The organism is Rhodopseudomonas sp. (genome assembly GCF_036404135.1).
Taxonomy (GTDB): Bacteria; Pseudomonadota; Alphaproteobacteria; order Rhizobiales; family Xanthobacteraceae; genus Rhodopseudomonas_A.
The window spans coordinates 1-16,791 of sequence record NZ_DASWPE010000212.1 but is presented as its reverse complement, the minus strand read 5'-3'; the positions used below and the strand labels follow the sequence as shown (position 1 = coordinate 16,791).

Annotated in this window: 12 protein-coding genes; 5 read left to right on the top strand and 7 right to left on the bottom strand. The window is 68.2% G+C overall.

Going from position 1 to position 16,791, the window contains the following annotated elements; all coding sequences use genetic code 11:
* The 5 genes from VGC77_RS23240 to VGC77_RS23220 all read left to right on the top strand — a co-directional run.
* A partial coding sequence (locus VGC77_RS23240) for a phosphoribosylanthranilate isomerase (protein ID WP_414709714.1) occupies positions 1-349 on the top strand: 349 nt, incomplete at its 5' end.
* The gene (trpB, locus tag VGC77_RS23235) at positions 346-1,563 is read left to right on the top strand and encodes a tryptophan synthase subunit beta (RefSeq protein ID WP_331173920.1); all 1,218 of its coding nucleotides are present in this window, start codon (positions 346-348) and stop codon (positions 1,561-1,563) included. The genes VGC77_RS23240 and trpB, both read left to right, overlap by 4 nt.
* Before the next feature lie 202 nt (positions 1,564-1,765).
* Positions 1,766-2,602, top strand: coding sequence for a tryptophan synthase subunit alpha (trpA, locus tag VGC77_RS23230; protein WP_331173919.1), 837 nt, complete (start codon positions 1,766-1,768; stop codon positions 2,600-2,602).
* A gap of 145 nt (positions 2,603-2,747) precedes the next feature.
* Positions 2,748-3,740 (top strand): acetyl-CoA carboxylase, carboxyltransferase subunit beta, encoded by a 993-nt coding sequence (gene accD / locus VGC77_RS23225; protein ID WP_331173918.1) that lies wholly within the window; start codon positions 2,748-2,750, stop codon positions 3,738-3,740.
* Complete coding sequence (locus tag VGC77_RS23220; RefSeq protein ID WP_331173917.1) at positions 3,737-5,068, top strand: folylpolyglutamate synthase/dihydrofolate synthase family protein; 1,332 nt, start codon at positions 3,737-3,739, stop codon at positions 5,066-5,068. Before accD ends, VGC77_RS23220 begins: the two co-directional genes overlap by 4 nt.
* Positions 5,069-5,129: 61 nt before the next feature.
* Here the strand turns inward: VGC77_RS23220 and trxA are convergent, their stop codons facing one another.
* The 7 genes from trxA to VGC77_RS23185 all read right to left on the bottom strand — a co-directional run.
* A complete protein-coding gene (gene trxA, locus VGC77_RS23215) occupies positions 5,130-5,450 on the bottom strand; it encodes a thioredoxin (RefSeq protein WP_331173916.1) in 321 nt (106 codons plus the stop codon).
* Between the two features lie 96 nt (positions 5,451-5,546).
* The gene (gene addA, locus VGC77_RS23210; protein WP_331173915.1) at positions 5,547-9,038 is read right to left on the bottom strand and encodes a double-strand break repair helicase AddA; all 3,492 of its coding nucleotides are present in this window, start codon (positions 9,036-9,038) and stop codon (positions 5,547-5,549) included.
* On the bottom strand, positions 9,035-12,154 hold the full coding sequence (gene addB / locus VGC77_RS23205; RefSeq protein ID WP_331173914.1) for a double-strand break repair protein AddB: 3,120 nt from the start codon (positions 12,152-12,154) through the stop codon (positions 9,035-9,037). The genes addA and addB overlap by 4 nt, the downstream gene beginning before the upstream one ends.
* A gap of 266 nt (positions 12,155-12,420) precedes the next feature.
* Complete coding sequence (locus VGC77_RS23200; RefSeq protein ID WP_331173913.1) at positions 12,421-13,146, bottom strand: nucleotidyltransferase family protein; 726 nt, start codon at positions 13,144-13,146, stop codon at positions 12,421-12,423.
* A 188-nt stretch (positions 13,147-13,334) separates the two neighbouring features.
* Positions 13,335-13,661 (bottom strand): PilZ domain-containing protein, encoded by a 327-nt coding sequence (locus VGC77_RS23195; RefSeq protein WP_331173912.1) that lies wholly within the window; start codon positions 13,659-13,661, stop codon positions 13,335-13,337.
* Between the two features lie 102 nt (positions 13,662-13,763).
* Entirely contained in the window at positions 13,764-15,284 is a 1,521-nt protein-coding gene (tsaE, locus tag VGC77_RS23190) for a tRNA (adenosine(37)-N6)-threonylcarbamoyltransferase complex ATPase subunit type 1 TsaE (protein ID WP_331173911.1), read from the bottom strand.
* A partial coding sequence (locus VGC77_RS23185; protein WP_331173910.1) for a sensor histidine kinase occupies positions 15,281-16,791 on the bottom strand: 1,511 nt, incomplete at its 5' end. The genes tsaE and VGC77_RS23185, both read right to left, overlap by 4 nt.

The following is a 16,791-nucleotide window of genomic DNA, read 5'->3' as shown; positions in this document are numbered from 1 at the left end:
GAAGGCGCTGGCCGTGGCCAGCAAAGCCGATCTGGCGGTGCTGCCCGGCTACGCCGCGGTCTGCGACCGGATCCTGTTCGATGCCAAGCCGCCGAAGGACGCCACGCGCCCGGGCGGCCTCGGCGAGCCGTTCGACTGGCACCTGCTGGAGGGCCTGAACCTCGCGCTGCCCTTCATGGTGTCCGGCGGCCTGGATGCGGGCAACGTCGCCGAGGCGCTGCGCATCACCGGCGCCGGCGGCGTCGATATTTCTTCCGGCGTGGAAAGCGCGCCCGGTATCAAGGATCCCGACATGATCCGCGACTTCATTCGCGCCGCCCGCGCAAGCCAAGAACTGATCCCCTCATGAATCCAGCTTTGCCCAATTCCTATCGCACCGGCCCGGACGACACCGGCCATTTCGGCATTTTCGGCGGCCGCTTCGTCGCCGAAACCCTGATGCCGCTGATCCTCGATCTGCAGAAGGCCTATGAGGACGCGAAAGCCGATCCGGCGTTCCAGGTCGAGATGGACGGCTACCTGAAGGACTATGTCGGCCGTCCCTCGCCGCTGTATCTGGCCGAGCGCCTCACCGCGCATCTCGGTGGCGCAAAAATCTATCTGAAGCGCGAGGAGCTCAACCACACCGGCTCGCACAAGGTCAACAACGTGCTCGGCCAGATCATGGTCGCGCGCCGGATGGGCAAGAAGCGCATCATCGCCGAGACCGGCGCCGGCCAGCATGGCGTCGCCACCGCGACGCTGTGCGCGCGGTTCGGGCTGGAATGCATCGTGTTCATGGGAGCGGTCGACGTCGAGCGCCAGCAGCCCAACGTGATCCGCATGGAAATGCTCGGTGCCAGGGTGGTGCCGGTGCAGGCCGGCGCGCGCACGCTGAAGGACGCCATGAACGAGGCGATGCGCGACTGGGTCACCAATGTCAGCGACACTTTCTACTGCATCGGCACCGTCGCGGGGCCGCATCCCTATCCGATGATGGTGCGTGATTTCCAGTCGATCATCGGCAACGAGACCAAAGTGCAGATGCAGGAGGCGGAAGGCCGGCTGCCGGATTCGCTGATCGCCTGCATCGGCGGCGGCTCCAATGCGATGGGGCTGTTCCATCCGTTCCTCGACGACCCCAGCGTGAAGATCTACGGCGTCGAAGCCGCGGGGCACGGTCTGACACAACTGCACGCCGCCTCGATCGCCGGCGGCCGCCCCGGCGTGCTGCACGGCAACCGCACTTACCTGTTGATGGACGATGACGGCCAGATCCAGGAAGGCCATTCGATCTCCGCCGGGCTCGATTATCCCGGCATCGGTCCGGAGCATTCCTGGCTGCACGAAACCGGCCGGGTGACGTACCTCAGCGCCACCGACGACGAGGCGCTGGCCGCGTTCCAGCTGCTGTCGCGGCTCGAGGGCATCATCCCGGCGCTGGAGCCGGCCCACGCCATCGCCAAGGTGATGGAGCTCGCGCCGACCTTGCCGAAGGATCACCTGATGGTGGTCAACCTCTCCGGCCGCGGCGACAAGGACATCCCGCAGGTCGCGGAGATTCTGAAGGCCGCAAAGACATGAGCGGCGGTCGATTGGTCGCCCCCTCCCTAACCCTCCCCCGCAAGCGGGAGAGGGGACCGGCCGCCATTGCGGCGAACTCATCCGTCAAACTCACGCGTGTGAAGCAAGACTTCTCCACCCAGCACAGCCTGCTCTCTCTCCCGCTTGCGGGGGAGGGCTGGGGTGGGGGCTTGGGCTTCTCAACGAACGCAGGCGCCATTTCATGACCACCCGCATCGACAGCCGTTTCGCCGCTCTGAAGAAAGAAGGCCGCGCCGCCTTCGTCACCTTCCTGATGGCGGGGGATCCCGATCTCGACACCTCGCTTGAGCTGATCAAGGCGCTGCCCAAGGCCGGCGCCGACATCATCGAGATCGGCATGCCGTTCACTGATCCGATGGCGGATGGCCCGGCGATCCAGGCCGCTGGCTTACGCGCGCTGAAGGCCGGCACCACGCTGAAAAAGACGCTGGCTCTGGTGCAGGCGTTCCGCCGCGACGACGACGCCACGCCCTTGGTGCTGATGGGCTACTACAATCCGATCTACATCTACGGTGTCGACAAATTCCTGGCCGATGCCAGGCAGGCCGGCGTCGACGGGCTGATCATCGTCGACCTGCCGCCGGAAGAAGACTCTGAATTGTGCCTGCCGGCGATGAAGGCGGGGCTGAACTTCATCCGGCTCGCCACGCCCACCACCGACGACCAGCGGTTGCCGGCGGTGCTGGCGAACACCTCGGGCTTTGTCTATTACGTCTCCATCACCGGCATCACCGGCTCGGGAAGTGCTGATTCCGCGGTGGTCGGCCAGGCGGTGGCGCGGATCAAGCGCCACACCGAGCTGCCGGTCTGCGTCGGTTTCGGCATCCGCACCCCGGACGGCGCCCGCGACATCGCCCGCCACGCCAATGGCGCGGTGGTCGGCTCGGCGCTGGTCGACGCGCTGGCCGGCAGCCTCGACGCCCAGGGCCACGCCACGACCGGGACGGTGACCGCGGTGGCCGATCTGGTGGCGGCGCTGGCCAAAGGCGTTCACGCGGCGCAGCAGGCGGCCGAATAGCCACAATTGCGTCGGACCAAGGGTCCACCAAGGTGCGGGTTGCCGGGCGTGGCCCGGCCCGCCATATAGACAGCGCGCCGTCCGCGACCGGAGGGCGCCTCCCGGATCACAGCGACGCCCGGACAACAGCGACGCGGAGTACATCATGAATTGGCTCACCAACGTCGTTCGCCCCAAGATCCGCAACATCCTGCGCCGTGAGACGCCGGAGAACCTGTGGATCAAATGTCCGGATTCCGGGCATCTGGTGTTCTACAAGGACGTTGAAGCCAACCAGTTCGTGATCCCCGGCTCCAACTATCACATGCGCATGGGCGCCGCGGCGCGGCTGAAATCGATCTTCGACAACGAGACCTGGTACGACATTGCGCTGCCCGAGGTCACCGCCGATCCTTTGAAATTCCGCGACGAACGCAAATATGTCGACCGCATCAAGGATGCCCGCGCCAAGACCGGCATGAACGACGCCATCAAGGTCGGTTATGGCAAGCTTGAGGGCGCCGGCGTCGTGGTCGCGGTGCAGGATTTCGACTTCATGGGCGGCTCGCTCGGCATGGCGGCCGGCGAGGCGATCGTGCGCGGGATCGAACTGGCGGTCGAAAAGCAGGCGCCGTTCATCCTTTTCGCGGCCTCCGGCGGCGCGCGGATGCAGGAAGGCATTCTGTCGCTGATGCAGATGCCGCGGACCACGGTCGGCGTGCAGATGCTGCGCGATGCCAGGCTGCCCTACATCGTGGTGTTGACCAATCCGACCACCGGCGGCGTCACCGCGTCCTACGCCATGCTCGGCGACGTGCAGATCGCCGAACCCGGGGCGCTGATCGGTTTCGCCGGCGCCCGCGTCATCGAGCAGACGATTCGCGAGAAGCTGCCGGAAGGCTTCCAGCGCGCCGAATATCTCAGAGAGCACGGCATGGTCGACATGGTGGTGCACCGCCATGACCTGAAGGCGACGCTGGGCCGGCTGTGCCGGATCCTGACCAAAGCGCCGATGCCGGAAGTGATTGTCCCGCCGGAGCCTGCGCCCGAGCCGGAGCCGGACGTCGCCGAGATCGTTCCGGCCACCTCCGACCTGCCGGTCCCGGTGCCGGCTCCCGTTGCCGCGCAAACGCCGGCGCCGGCCGCGCCGTCGGCGTGAGCGAAGGCGCCGCCGCTCCGCTGACGCCGTTGGCCGAACTGCGCGCGCGGCTGGCCCGGCTGCACCCGCAGCGCATCGATCTCGATCTGCAGCGTATGCAACGGCTGCTGCAGCGGCTCGATCATCCCGAGCGCAGCCTGCCGCCGGTGATCCATATCGCCGGCACCAACGGCAAGGGCTCGACGCTGGCCTATCTGCGCGCGATCCTGGAAGCGAGCGGCCGGCGCGTTCATGCCTACACCTCGCCGTGGCTGGTGCGGCCCAATGAGAGCATCCGGATCGGCGGCGCGCTGGTCGGCGACGACGAACTGGTTGCCGCGCTTGGCCATTGCGAGCGGCTCAATGCCGGCCAACCCATCACGCTGTTCGAGATCGAGACCGCCGCGGCGTTGACGCTGTTCGCGCAGCACCCGGCCGATCTTCTGCTGCTTGAAGTCGGGCTCGGCGGTAGGCTCGACGCCACCAATGTGATCGAGCCGCCCTTGGTCAGCGTGATCGCGCCGATCGGCATCGACCACACCGAATTTCTCGGCACCACGCTGGCGGCGATCGCCGCGGAAAAGGCCGGCATCATCAAGCGCGGCTGCCCGGTGGTCGTCGCCGAACAGCCGGATCCGGCGATGGCGGTGATCGAAGCCGAGGCGCGGCGGCTGCACGCGCCGCTGCACGCCGCAGGGCAACACTGGCACGTCGGCATCGAGCGCGGACGCCTCGTCTATCAGGACGACCGCGGCTTGCTGGACCTCGCCGCGCCAAAACTGTTCGGCCGGCACCAGTTCGACAATGCTGGGCTGGCGATCGCCACGCTGCGCGCGATCGAAAGCTTGCGGATCGACCACGCCGCCTATGAGGCCGGCGTCGCCGGCGCCGAATGGCCGGCGCGGATGCAGCGGCTGACGGCCGGCGCTTTGGTCGACGCGGCGCCGCCGGGCAGCGAGGTCTGGCTCGACGGCGGCCATAACGCCGATGGCGGCCGGGTCGCCGCGGCGGCGCTCGGCGATCTCGAGGAGCGGGTGTCGCGGCCCCTGGTGCTGATCGCGGGAATGATGGCCAACAAGGACGCCGAAGCGTTTCTCGGCAATTTCGCAGGCCTCACAAGGCACATCATCGCGGTGCCGATTCCTTCCCGCGAGGACGCGATGGCGCCGGACAAGCTCGCCGAGGCCGCGCGAAAGCTGGGGCTGCGGGTGGAGATCGCGGCCAGCGTCGAGGCCGCGTTGTCGTCGCTGCGCCGGCTCGCCTATGAGGTGCCGCCGCGCATCCTGATCGCCGGCTCGCTGTATCTCGCGGGGCAAGTGCTGGCGCACAACGGCACGCCGCCGAAGTAGCGGTCAAAGCAAAACGGCCCGCGATCAGCGGGCCGTCGTCACCAGGACAATCGGCGCGGGCTTACACCGCGGCGGAAATCCACTGATGCAGCTTCTGCTTCGGTGCCGCGCCGACCTGGCGCGAGGCCATCTCGCCGCCCTTGAAGATCAACAGCGTCGGGATCGACATCACGCCGTATTTCGAGGCGGTGTGCGGATTCTCGTCGACATTGAGCTTGACGATCTTGACCTTCTCGCCGAGCGCGCCGGAAATCTCGTCCAGCGCCGGCGCGATCATGCGGCAGGGGCCGCACCATTCCGCCCAGAAATCCACCACGACCGGACCCGCCGCATTGAGCACTTCGGATTCGAAATCGGCGTCTGAAACCTTGCCAACGGCCATGGAATACCTCGTTTGAATGTTGGAGAGGCGCGTCGGGAATCGCGCCGGTAAGATGCCTTGCAACGTAAGAACGCGCTCCAGCCCGGTCAAGCACGCTCACGCGGACATGATGGCTGCCAGCCCTGCGTCCAGCGCGCTGTCGGAAATCTCCATGATTTCAGCGGCTTCTGTCCAGATTAGGGCGGCGCGCAGCACCCTGTCGGGGTATAATCTGGCGAGCACCGCGCGATACAGCGCAAGCTGCCGCAGATAGCCCGCCGGGACCGCTGCCGGGCTGCGCGGCGGCGCCTGGTTGGTCTTGAAATCGACCAGCAGCACCTCGTCTGGCGTCAGCAGCAGCCGGTCGATCTGGCCGGAGACCAGCACCGTCTCTCCGCCGGGGCGCGCCAGCCGGCTGGCGATCGGCACTTCGGCGCGGCTGCCGGGGCCGAACAGGGCGGCGAGGCGCGGATCGTCGATCAGCGCCAGCACCGCGGCGGTCAGAGCCGCGCGGTCGGGCGTGGGCCAGGTCTCGGCATCGGTGTTGCGCGCCAGATAGTCCGCGGCGGCGTCGGCGCGGCGCTCGCGCGGCAGGTCCGGTAGCGACTGCAATAGCCGGTGCACCAATTGGCCGCGCTGCCGCGCTTGGCCGCGCGGCCCCGTACTGTCCTTGGCTCGGCTGCGGCGGCTGTCGGCGTCGTCGGAGGGCCGCAGTACTTTTTCCGAGGCGGGCGTCGGCGCGGCCGGTTGGCGCAGCCACGCCGGCAAGGGCGAGGGTGCGGGCGCGTCCGCGCGCACCGGCGCTGCGGCTTCGGCCGGCTCCGGGGCGAGATCCTCGTGACGGCAATAGCGTTTCACCACGCCGTCCGGCGGCGGCACGGTCTGCATCGAGAGGCCCGAGCCCTCGAGGCCCTTGCAGATCAGATCGTACCACGACAAAGGCCGCACCTCGGCGCGGTTGCCGGGCTGGCAGCCGCCGACGATCAGCCGGTCGGCGGCGCGCGTCATCGCCACATACAAGAGCCTGCGATATTCGTCCTCGGTCTCGGCGATCATCGCCGCGCGCGCCTCTGCCACCACCGGCGGATCGTCGGCCTTCTTGCCGGCCCACACCGCAACGCTCAAGCCGTTCGGCGCGGCGTTGCCCTGCGGCAGATGCACCAGGTTGAGCCGCTGGGTGTCGGCCGGCGACGAGGTGGTGTCGACCAGGAACACCACCGGGGCTTCCAGCCCCTTGGCGCCGTGCACCGTCATCACCCGGACCTCGTCGCGGGAGATTTCCATGTCGCGCTTCACCTCGGTGTCGGCGGCGCGCAGCCAGGCCATGAAGCCCTGCAGCGAGGCCGGCGCCTTGCGCTCATAGCCGAGCGCGAGCTCGAGGAATTCGTCGAGCGCGTCGGTCGCCTCATGGCCGAGCCGGGCGAGGATGCGGGCGCGGCCGCCGTCGCCGCCGAGCAGCCAGGCGTAGAACGAAAACGGCGTCTGTGTTGCGGCGTTGGCTTCGCAAGCCTGCAGCCGATCATGCGCGGCTTTGAATTTGGCGTCCTCCGCGGCGTGGGCGGCCAAGGCGGCGCGCAGGCTGCCTCGGCGCTGCCAGGCGAGCGTGAACAGATCGTCGTCGTCGAGCCCGAACAGCGGGCTCTTCAGCGCCACCGCCAGCGCCAGATCGTCCTGCGGCAACAACAGCGCGTCGGCGAGGTTCATCAGGTCGATGATAGCGATGTGCTCGGTGAGCTTCAGCCGGTCGGCGCCGGCGACCGGAATGCCGCCGCGCTTCAAGGCCTGGATGATGGCGTCGAACGCCTTGCCGCGACGCCGCACCAGGATCAGCACGTCGCCATAGCGCAACGCCCGGCGATCGCCCTTCGGCCCGGTCAGCGTGCCGGCGCCGATCAGCTCGGCGATTTCGATCTGGACCCGCTGCGCCAGCTTCACCTCGGGGCTGGTCTCCGGCAGCGCGTCGAACGGCGCGCGCCAGCCTTCGAGGTCCTGGCGCTCGTCGGGCTGCTGCAATTCCCACAGGTCGATCAGGCTGGGGCCGGCATCCGCCAGCGATTCGTGGATCGGGTAGGTGGTGTCGGCGTGGATGCTGCGATAGATCGCCGCGTCGCGAAACACGTGGTCGACCGATTGCAGGATCGCCGCACCTGAGCGGAACGAGTAGTTGAAGCTGATCGGATCGAATTTCAGTTCGGCGTTGCGAAAGCGGGTCTGCAAAGCGCTGCGGCGCAGTGCGAATTCGCGCGGCGAGGCGCCCTGGAACGAGAAGATCGACTGCTTCTCGTCGCCGACCGCGAAGATGGTGCGTTTGACGTCGCGGGCGCCGGCGCCGGCGGTGAATTCGGAGATCAGGTGATCGACGATGTCCCATTGCCGCGGGCTGGTGTCCTGCGCCTCGTCGATCAGTACGTGGTCGACGCCGCGGTCGAGCTTGTAATGCACCCAGCCCGACGAAATCCGGTTCAGCATGTCGAGCGTCTTGTCGATCAGGTCGTCATAGTCCAACAGCCCGCGATCCTGCTTCTGCCGCGCGTAATTTGCCGCGACGTCGCTGGCGATCACCAATAGTGCCTGGGTGCGCTCGCGCAGCGCCAGCGCGCGGCGCCGCTCCAGCAATGGCCCGATCCGCTCGCATTCGCGCTTCAGCGCCGCGACCAGATCGGGGCGGGCCTCGGCGATCTTCTTGGTGGCGAGCGTCTTGCGCGGGGTGAAATCCTTGGTCAGGAAGATCTGCAGATAGCGCGCGATCTGGTCGTTGCCGTCGAGCGTCGCGGCCTGCCGCAGCCGCTCGGCCTGATCGCCGTCGGTCTTGCTGCCGCCCTCGAGAATCGACGCGGCCTTTTCCCAGCGCGCCCGCGGCAGGTTCGGCCCGTCGACGATTTCCTGGTTGACCGCCGCAGAGGTGTCGTCGGGCGTCACGCCGAGCGCCGCGGAGAGCTGCGCCATCGCAGCCTCGGTGGAGCCGGCGCGGTCGATCCAGGTCATGAACTTGTCGCGGCTGAAGCAGGCGTCGCGCACCACGTCGCGAAACGTCACGTCGGCGGCGCTGGTCATCGCCACGGTCAGCGCGCGGCCGGCGGCGCTGTCCGGCGCTTGCGCCGCCTGCAGCAGCACCGAGAGACTGGCGCGCTCCATCATCTCGGTCTGGTCGCGCTCATCTAACACCGCGAACCGCGCCGGCACATTGGCCTCGAACGGAAACTGCTGCAGCAGCCGGGTGCATAAAGCGTGGATGGTCTGCACCTTGAGCCCGCCGGGAGTTTCCAGCGCGCAGGCGAACAATTCCCGCGCCCGCATCCGCAAGCGCGCGTCGGGCTGGGCGATGCCGGCGGCGCGGATCGCGGCGTCGAGCGCGTCGTCACTCAGCGTCACCCAATGCCCGAGCGTGGTGAACACCCGCTGCGCCATGTTGGCGGCGGCGGCCTTGGTGAAGGTGATGCAGAGGATCTTTTCCGGCGGCACGCCGGCGAGCAGCAGCCGGATCACCCGCTGCACCAGCACGTGGGTCTTGCCGGAGCCGGCGTTCGCAGAGACGAACACCGACGCGGTCGGATCGGAGGCCCGCACCTGCCGCTCGGTGGCGGCGGGCGGAATCATGCGCCCGCTCATTGGTCGTCTCCGAGGCCGCCGGCCGCCGACCATTCCTTGATCCGCGCCAGATCGTCGTAGTCGCCGTAGCGGTTCGCCCACATCGGCAGGTTCAGCGAGGAGTAGGGGGTGGCGACATCGTCGAATTTGCGGATCAAGGCTTCCAGCTTGGCGCGGGCCTCGATCGCGGCGTCGTCGGGAAACAGCGCCTCCTCGGCGCGGTCGCGTTTCAGTTCGAGGATTTTTTCTTCGCCGGGCGGGTTGTTGCCGCTGAGCTTGACGTAGACCAGTTCACTCACCGAAGAGCCGGCAGCGATGCCCTCGAAGCCGCCGTCGCGCAGGATCGCGGCTTCCAGAGTGAGTTGCGGCGACAGCCCCATGCGCACCTGCTTGCCGGTCGGCGGCCGGCCGGTCTTGTAGTCGAGGATCGCAAAGGTGCGGTCGGCGCGGCGCTCGATGCGGTCGGCGCGGGCGGACAGCACGAAGCTGCGCATGGCGTCGAGCCGGATCTTGAGTTCGCCGCGGGTCTCGGCATCGACATGGGCGACGTTGAGCCGCCGCTCGGCCTCCCAGGTGGCGAACCAATTGGCGATCCGCAAAAACCGCGGCCACCACAGCGCGCGCGCCTCCGGCCGCTCCATCAGCGGCGCGAAATGTTTTTGCCCGATGGCGCGCAGCGCCGCCGCCGGATCGTCCGGCAGCGCCTGCGCGAAAACTTGCGTGAATTCGCCGAGCGCCTCGTGGATTGCCGAGCCGCGATCCGCCGCCGACAGCGGCATGTCGACCGGATCGAGCGGCGCCAGGCGGAGGATGAACTTGGCGTAGATGGTGTAGGGATCGCGCAGCCAGTCCTCGATCGCGGTGACCGACAATTGCAGCGGCCGGGCCTCGCGCGGCGGCCGCGGCATCGGCTGCGCGATCGGCACCACCTTGTCGGGGCGGTCGAGCGCGTGGGCATAATCCAGATAGACTTTTCCGCGTGCTTCGGCCTCGCGCCAGCGTTCGGCGCCGGCCACCGCCTCCAGCCGATGCAGGAAGCGCGACGCCACCGCCGGCGCGCCGGCGACCTTGGCGGCGTGGCTGAGGATCACCTCGTCAGCGCCGAGCATTTGAGCGAAGTCATGCGCCGACAGCCCGATGCGGCGCTCCGGCAGGTCGAGTTTGAGTTGATGCCGCATCGGCCGGCTCAGCCACGGATCGCTGCGCGGCGCCGGCGGCCAGATGCCTTCGACCAGGCCGCCGAGAATCACCCGGTCGCATTGCGTCAGCCGCGCTTCCAAAGGACCAAAGATCCGCAGCGACGCGCTCTCGGCTTCCGGCCGGCGCACCGGGCGGTCGGCGAACGCGGTCTGGAATAATTCCGGGTAGTCGCCGGGCTGCGCGTTGAGCCCGCTCGGCGTCGGCAGATCGTCGAACGCGGATTCCAGCGCGTTGCCCTGCAGGCCGTCGAACGCCGCGGCAAAACCGTTGTCGTCGCAAGACAGCGCCGCGATGATTTCGCGATGGCGGCGCGCAAGCTCGGAAAAATCCAAAGGCTTATCGGGGTCGAGCGCTTCCGGCGGCGCCAGCGCGGCCTGCAATTCGCCGATCAGCGCCTGCGCGCGATCGAGCGCATCGTCCTTCAGCCGGGCGCGCGGCTCGGAGCCGTGCAGCATCGAGGCCTCGCCGCGGCGCAGCTTGCCGAGTTCGTCGCGGAAGCGGGCGAAGTCGCGCAAGAGGCCGGCGCTGCCCGCGGCGGGGCGGGTGCCGCGCAGCACCGCCTGTTCCAGGGTGTGGACGGCGTCGCGCCAGAAACCAGCGGCCTGGCCGAGCCGCAGCAGCGGATGCTTCAACAGCGCCAGCAAAGTGGGCGGCTCGAGCTGCGCGGTCGCGGCTTGTGCCGCAAGGCGCGCGAAAATGCCATGCGGAGTATCGGTCAGGGCGTCGCCGCCGGAATCGTCGAACGGCAAATTCCAGCGCCCCAGCGCCGCCATCACCCGCCGCGCCAGCGCACGGTCGGGCGTCACCAGCGCCGCGGATTTGTTGAGTTCGCGCGCCTGCCGCATCGCCACCGCGATCGCCAGCGCTTCCAGCTCCGGATTGTCGGCGGCGATCACCGCGAGATCTTGCATGCCGGCGGCGATGCTTTGCGCGACCGCGGGCTCGGCGAGCCGCTGGTGCCATTGCGCGGTGGCGTTGGAGGGCCGCATCGCCTCGGAGGCAAGCAGCTCGCGGCCGCGCGGCGCGGGCTCGGCCAAGGCGACGACGTCGCGGCGCTCGATGCCGAAGGTCTCGAGCAACGCGTGCAGCGCGAATTGCGGATGGTTCGACGACGGCGGCGTGATGTCGTCGGCTTTGCCGCCGCCGATCTTTTGCCAGGCGTCGTCGTCGAGGTCGGTGTCGAGCCCCGGCAGCACCACCGCGCTCTGCGGCAACGCGGCGATGGCGCGCAGAAACTGCGCGGTCGCCGGCATCGAGCCGGTGGAGCCGGCGGCGATCACCGGCCCGGCGTGATGCGCGGCGAGCCGCTTGGCTTCCGCATCGATCAACTGGTCGCGCCGCGCCGCCGGTTCAATCAGTCCGTTGGCGGCGAGATAGGCCGGCCAATATTCCCGCGCGATCTTCAGGAATTGCAGCGACTTCTGCCAATATTCGTCAAGCTCATCGGGCACCAGCCCGTCGAGCCGTTTCCAATCGACCTTGCGGGTCGCCATGTCGTCCATCAGCCGCGCCAGATCGCCGGCCAGCGCCAGCGCCGAGGCCGGGCCGCCGACCACCAGCGGCGCCAGCTCCTTGCCCCAGGCGGCGACCAATTGCGCCAGCGCCAGCCGGCGGTGCAGCAGTTCGAACTTCCGCGGCAGGTCGAGCGGGGCGGCGGCGCTGAACGGCTCCGACTGTTCGGCGAATGCCAGTTCGTCCTCGTCGACGTCCTGCAGAGCGACGATCTGCGGCAGCAGCACAGCGTCGCTCTGCAGCACGTCGAGAAAGATCTCGCGCGCCATCCGTCCGGCGCGCCGCGTCGGCAGATACAGCGTGGCCTCGGCGAGCCGGTCGGGATCGGCGCGGGCGTCGAAGCCCGGCACCAGCCGGCCCTCGACCAGCGCGGCAATTAGCGTCCGCAGGAACGGCGCCGAGGCCGGAATATTGAAAACGCGCATGATCATCCCGATTCGCCGAACGGGTGCATCATGCCATGGGGCGATGCGCGGCGGGAGAGCGACGGGCCCGCGGCTGCATTGCCCGTGGGGTCATCCTTCGAGGCGCGCCACGAAACGCCCTGCATTTGGGGGCGCCGGTTCTGGCGCGCACCTCAGGATGACGGCCCGTTGTGTCATTCCCTAACAGATTCAAAATCTTCGTCGTCATCCTGCGGAGCCCGGCGAAGCGCGTAGCCGGCGTCTCGAAGGATGGGTCGCGAAACGCCTCAGACCACGCTGCTGGCGAGGTAGGCGCGCTCGGCGACAGGAATCGCGTCCGGGGTGCCGACATGCATCCACACGCCGTCGAGCCGCAACCCGAACAGCCGACCCTGCTCGCTCACCCGGTCGAAGATCTTGGTCAGCGGAAACTCGCCCTGCGGCGCGTCGGCGAACAGCTGCGGCGACAGGATCGCCACCCCGGCATAGACGAACGGCACCACTTCGAGCTCCTTGCGCTTGCGCAAGGTGCCGTCCGGCGCCATCGCATAATCGCCGCTGCCGCTGTAGCCGATGGAGTTGGCGGTGGCCGCCATCAGCAGCAGGATGTCCATGCGCTCCGGATCGAAGGTGGCGGCGAGCCGCGCCAGATTGGACTGCGCGCCGTCGATCCACATCGTGTCGGCGTTGAGGTGATAGAATGGCGCGGCGCCGAGCAGAGGCAGCGCCTTGACCACGGCGCCGCCGGTGCCCCGCACCGCGTCGCGCTCGTCGGAGATCAGCACCCGCGGCTGCTTGCGGCCGGCGACATGGTCGATGATCTGGTCGGGCAGGTAATGCACATTGACCACCGCCTCGGCGACGCCGGCGTCGGCGAGGCGATCGAGCACGTGGTCGAGCAGCGGCTTGCCGGCGACGCTGACCAGCGGTTTCGGAATCGTGTCGGTGATCGGCCGCATCCGCAGGCCGAGCCCGGCGGCGAGGATCATGGCTCTGTCTGGCTTGACGGACATCGACGCTCTCGACTGCAAGGATCTCAGGAAAAGGCTGTTTCGGATTCGCTGCAAATCAGTTTAGCACGCAATCCGGCGGCGTTGCATCCGGGCCATCGGTCGGCCCGGTCCCGCAATAATGGTCGGCGATGACGGATATACGACGCCGCCGCGGCGCAAGGGTGGCGGCGTGCGAGGCAGCCGGGCTTTCAGGGGGTGGCGGCCTGCGGCTTGCCGCGCTCGGCGCCGCGCTTCTTCTTGTCGTTGGGGCGCAGGAAATTGACGCCGATCTGGTCGCCATTGACCCAGGTTAGTTCGCAGCGGCGATAGGCGAGCCCGGTCGACGACAGCAGCAGGAAGAATTCCTTGAGGTTGAGCCCCTCCACCGAGCCTTCGATGGTCAGCTTGGCGCCGATCTCGGAGATGTCCGCCACCTTGCAGGCGCGGCGCCAGGTGCCGTCGATCGCCATCATGTGGGCGTCGAGGCCTCGTTCGAACACCACGCGCGCGCCCTTGCGGCGCTCGGCAACAGCCATGGTCTCTCACTCCGTCCGCACAGCACTGCGCCCCCGCGGAACATGCGGGTCTGCGGGCGAGACTATCGGCGGCTCGGCTAACAATCGGTAAAGGCGGGCAGCTCAGGCCGGCGGCGGTACATGGGCGGCAACCCAGTCGCGCAGCGGCGCCAGTTTCGGATGCGCCAGCGAGCGATTGAGATAGGTCCAGATCCGCGGCAGGTGGCGAAGATATTGCGGTTTGCCGTCGCGGCGGTTGAGCCGTGAGAAGGTGCCGAGCAGCCGGGTGTTGCGCTGCGCCGACATCACCGCGTAAGTTTCGGCGAACGCCACCGCGTCGAAGCCGTCATCCGCCGCGCGCCGCGCCTTGATGTAGCGCGCCAACAGCGCCAGTTCGAGCGGTTCCGGGACGTCGACCCTGGTGTCCTGCAGCAGCGACGCCAGATCGTAGGCCGCGGGTCCCAGCACGGCGTCCTGAAAATCGATCACCCCGACCTTGGCGATGCCGTCGCGGTCGTCGAGCCAGATCAGGTTGGGCGAATGAAAGTCGCGCAGCACCCAGGTGACCGGCTCGGCCTGGTGCGGCTGCAGCAGCGCGCGCCAGATGCCGACCAATTCGTCGCGCTGCGCGGCGCTCGGCGCGGCGCCGCGATCCGGCAGATACCATTGTGGCATCAGCCCGATTTCAATCAGCATCGCCTCGACGTCGAAGCGGGGGATCGCGTAGACGGCGCGCGGCGACAGCGGCACCGTCTCCGGCAGCGTCTCGCGGTGCAGCGCCGCCAGCATGTCGGTGGCGGCCTGATAGCGTTCGGCGATCGGCTGGGGCGGCTCGCCGGCGAGGAAGCTCTCGCTGCCGAAATCCTCGGTGATCAGAAACCCGGCTTCGAGGTCGGCGTGATGGATCGCCGGCGCCGAGAAGCCGCGCTCGCGCAATCCATCGGCGATCGCCACGAACGGCCTGACGTCCTCGGCCAGATGCACCGCGGCGCTGTAGCTCTTGCCGTGATAGATCGCCGGGCCGTCCGGGCGCGGCGGCGAATTCATCAGGATCACCGCCACATCGTCGCGGATCAGCCGCGCATAGGACCGCGTCGAGGCGTCGCCGGCCATGCGTTGCCGCCGCGCGTCGGCATGGCCGGATTCGTCGAGAAATCCGAGCAGGGTGATCAGCCGGTCGACCTGCGCCGCCGCCTTGCCGTGCCCGGTGATTTCCGCGGCGCGCGCGGCGGTGCCGAGCGCCGGGCGATGGGTCAGCGCGATGTCGATGCGATCTTCGGGCAACAGATCCGGCGCGCGCTCCGGCCATTCGATCAACACGACGCTGCCCTCGGGCAATGGCGACAGCCCGATCTCTTCTAGTTCGGACGCATCCTCGATGCGGTAGAGGTCGGCGTGCAGCAGCGGAAACGGCGGCAGCTCGTAGCTCTGCACCAGCGTGAAGGTCGGGCTCGGCACTTCGAGCTCGGCGTCGCCGGCGAGATAGCGGATCATCGCCCGCGCCGCCGCGGTCTTGCCGGTGCCGAGATCGCCGGACAGCGTGATGACGTCGCCGGCGCCGATCAAGAGCGCCAGGTCCGCCATCAGATTTGCGGTTGCGGTCTCGTTGACCAGCGCCAGCGAGAATGTGACGGGGGTGCTCATTCAGCGGCGTTGCGTTGCTGCGTTTGATCGATCGGAAACGAACAGGTCAGCGTGGTGCCCTTGCCGACCACCGAATCGATCCGCACCTTGCCGCCGTGCAGCTCGACGAAGGAGCGCACCAGCGACAGCCCGAGCCCGGCGCCGCGATGCCGCGAGCCGTTGGAATGGCTTTCGAACCAGTCGAACACCTTCTCCTTGACGTCGGGCGGAATCCCCGGGCCGGTGTCGGTCACGGTGAACACCACGGTCTTCTCGGTGCGCCGGGCGCTGAGCGTGATCGCGGCGTGCTGCGGCGAGAAGCCCACCGCGTTGGCCAAAAGATTGTACAGCACCTGCACCACGCGGCGTTCGTCGGCCATGAAATAGCCGATGTCCGGCGCGGCTTCGACTTCGAGCACGATGTGGTCGCGGGCCAGCCGGTCCTGGATGCCTTCGGTGGCGGCCTCGATCGCCTTGCGGATGTCGACCTGGCCGAGGTTCAGCGTCATCGCTCCGGCGTCGAGCGTGGCGAGGTCGAGGATGTTGTTGATGATCGCCAGCAGCGCGTTGGTCGAGGTGGTGATGTAGCTGAGATATTCCGCCTGCTTCTCGGTCAACGGCCCGGTCGACGGATCGCTGAGGAAATGCGCGAAGCCGATGATGGTGGTCAGCGGCGAGCGCAGTTCGTAGGAGACGTGGTGGACGAAATCGACCTTCATCTGGTCGGCGGTCTCCAGCGCCTCGTTGCGCTCGCGCAGCGCCCGCTCGACATTCTCGGTGTCGGTGATGTCCTGGAAGGTCAGCATGGTGGCGCCGTCGGGCAGCGGCATGGTGCGGCAGTCCAGCACGCTGCCGTCCTTGCGCTCGAGCTTGAGCGGCACCGAGACGCGGTCGTCGATCCCGGTGATGGCGCCGCGCAAGGTCTGCCAGGTCGCGGCGTCGTCGAACAACGGCCGGCACCATTCCTCGACGGTCTCGATATGCGGCTGCAGCCCCATCGCCTCGGGCGCCAGATTCCACATCCGCGCGAACGGCGGATTGAACAGTTGCGCGCAGCCGTTGCTGCCGAACACCGCGACCGCCTCGGCCAGATTGTCCAGCGTCTCGCGCTGCACGTTGATCAGCCCGTCGAAGCGGCGCGCCAGCTCCAGGCTTTCGGTGACGTCGTCGAACAGATAGGTGACGCCGCCTTCGGGATTCGGCGTGGTGACGATCGACAGCGCGCGGCCGTCGGGCAGATACCAGACGTCCTTGGCCGGATCGACGGCGTGATAGGCCTCGTGAATCCGCGCCTTCCAGGCCCGGAAATCCGGCTGCTCCGGCAGTTTTCGCGCTTGGCGCAGCCGGTCGAGCACGCTGGAATCGTCGGGATTGCCGTCGAGGAAGGTGCGGTCGAGATCCCACAGCCGGCGATAGGAATCGTTGTAGAAGGCGAGCCGGCGCTGGGCGTCGAACACCGCGACGCCGGAGGACAATTGGTCGAGCGTGCGGCGGTGCGCCTCCGCCATCCGCAGCAGCGCGGCGCTGA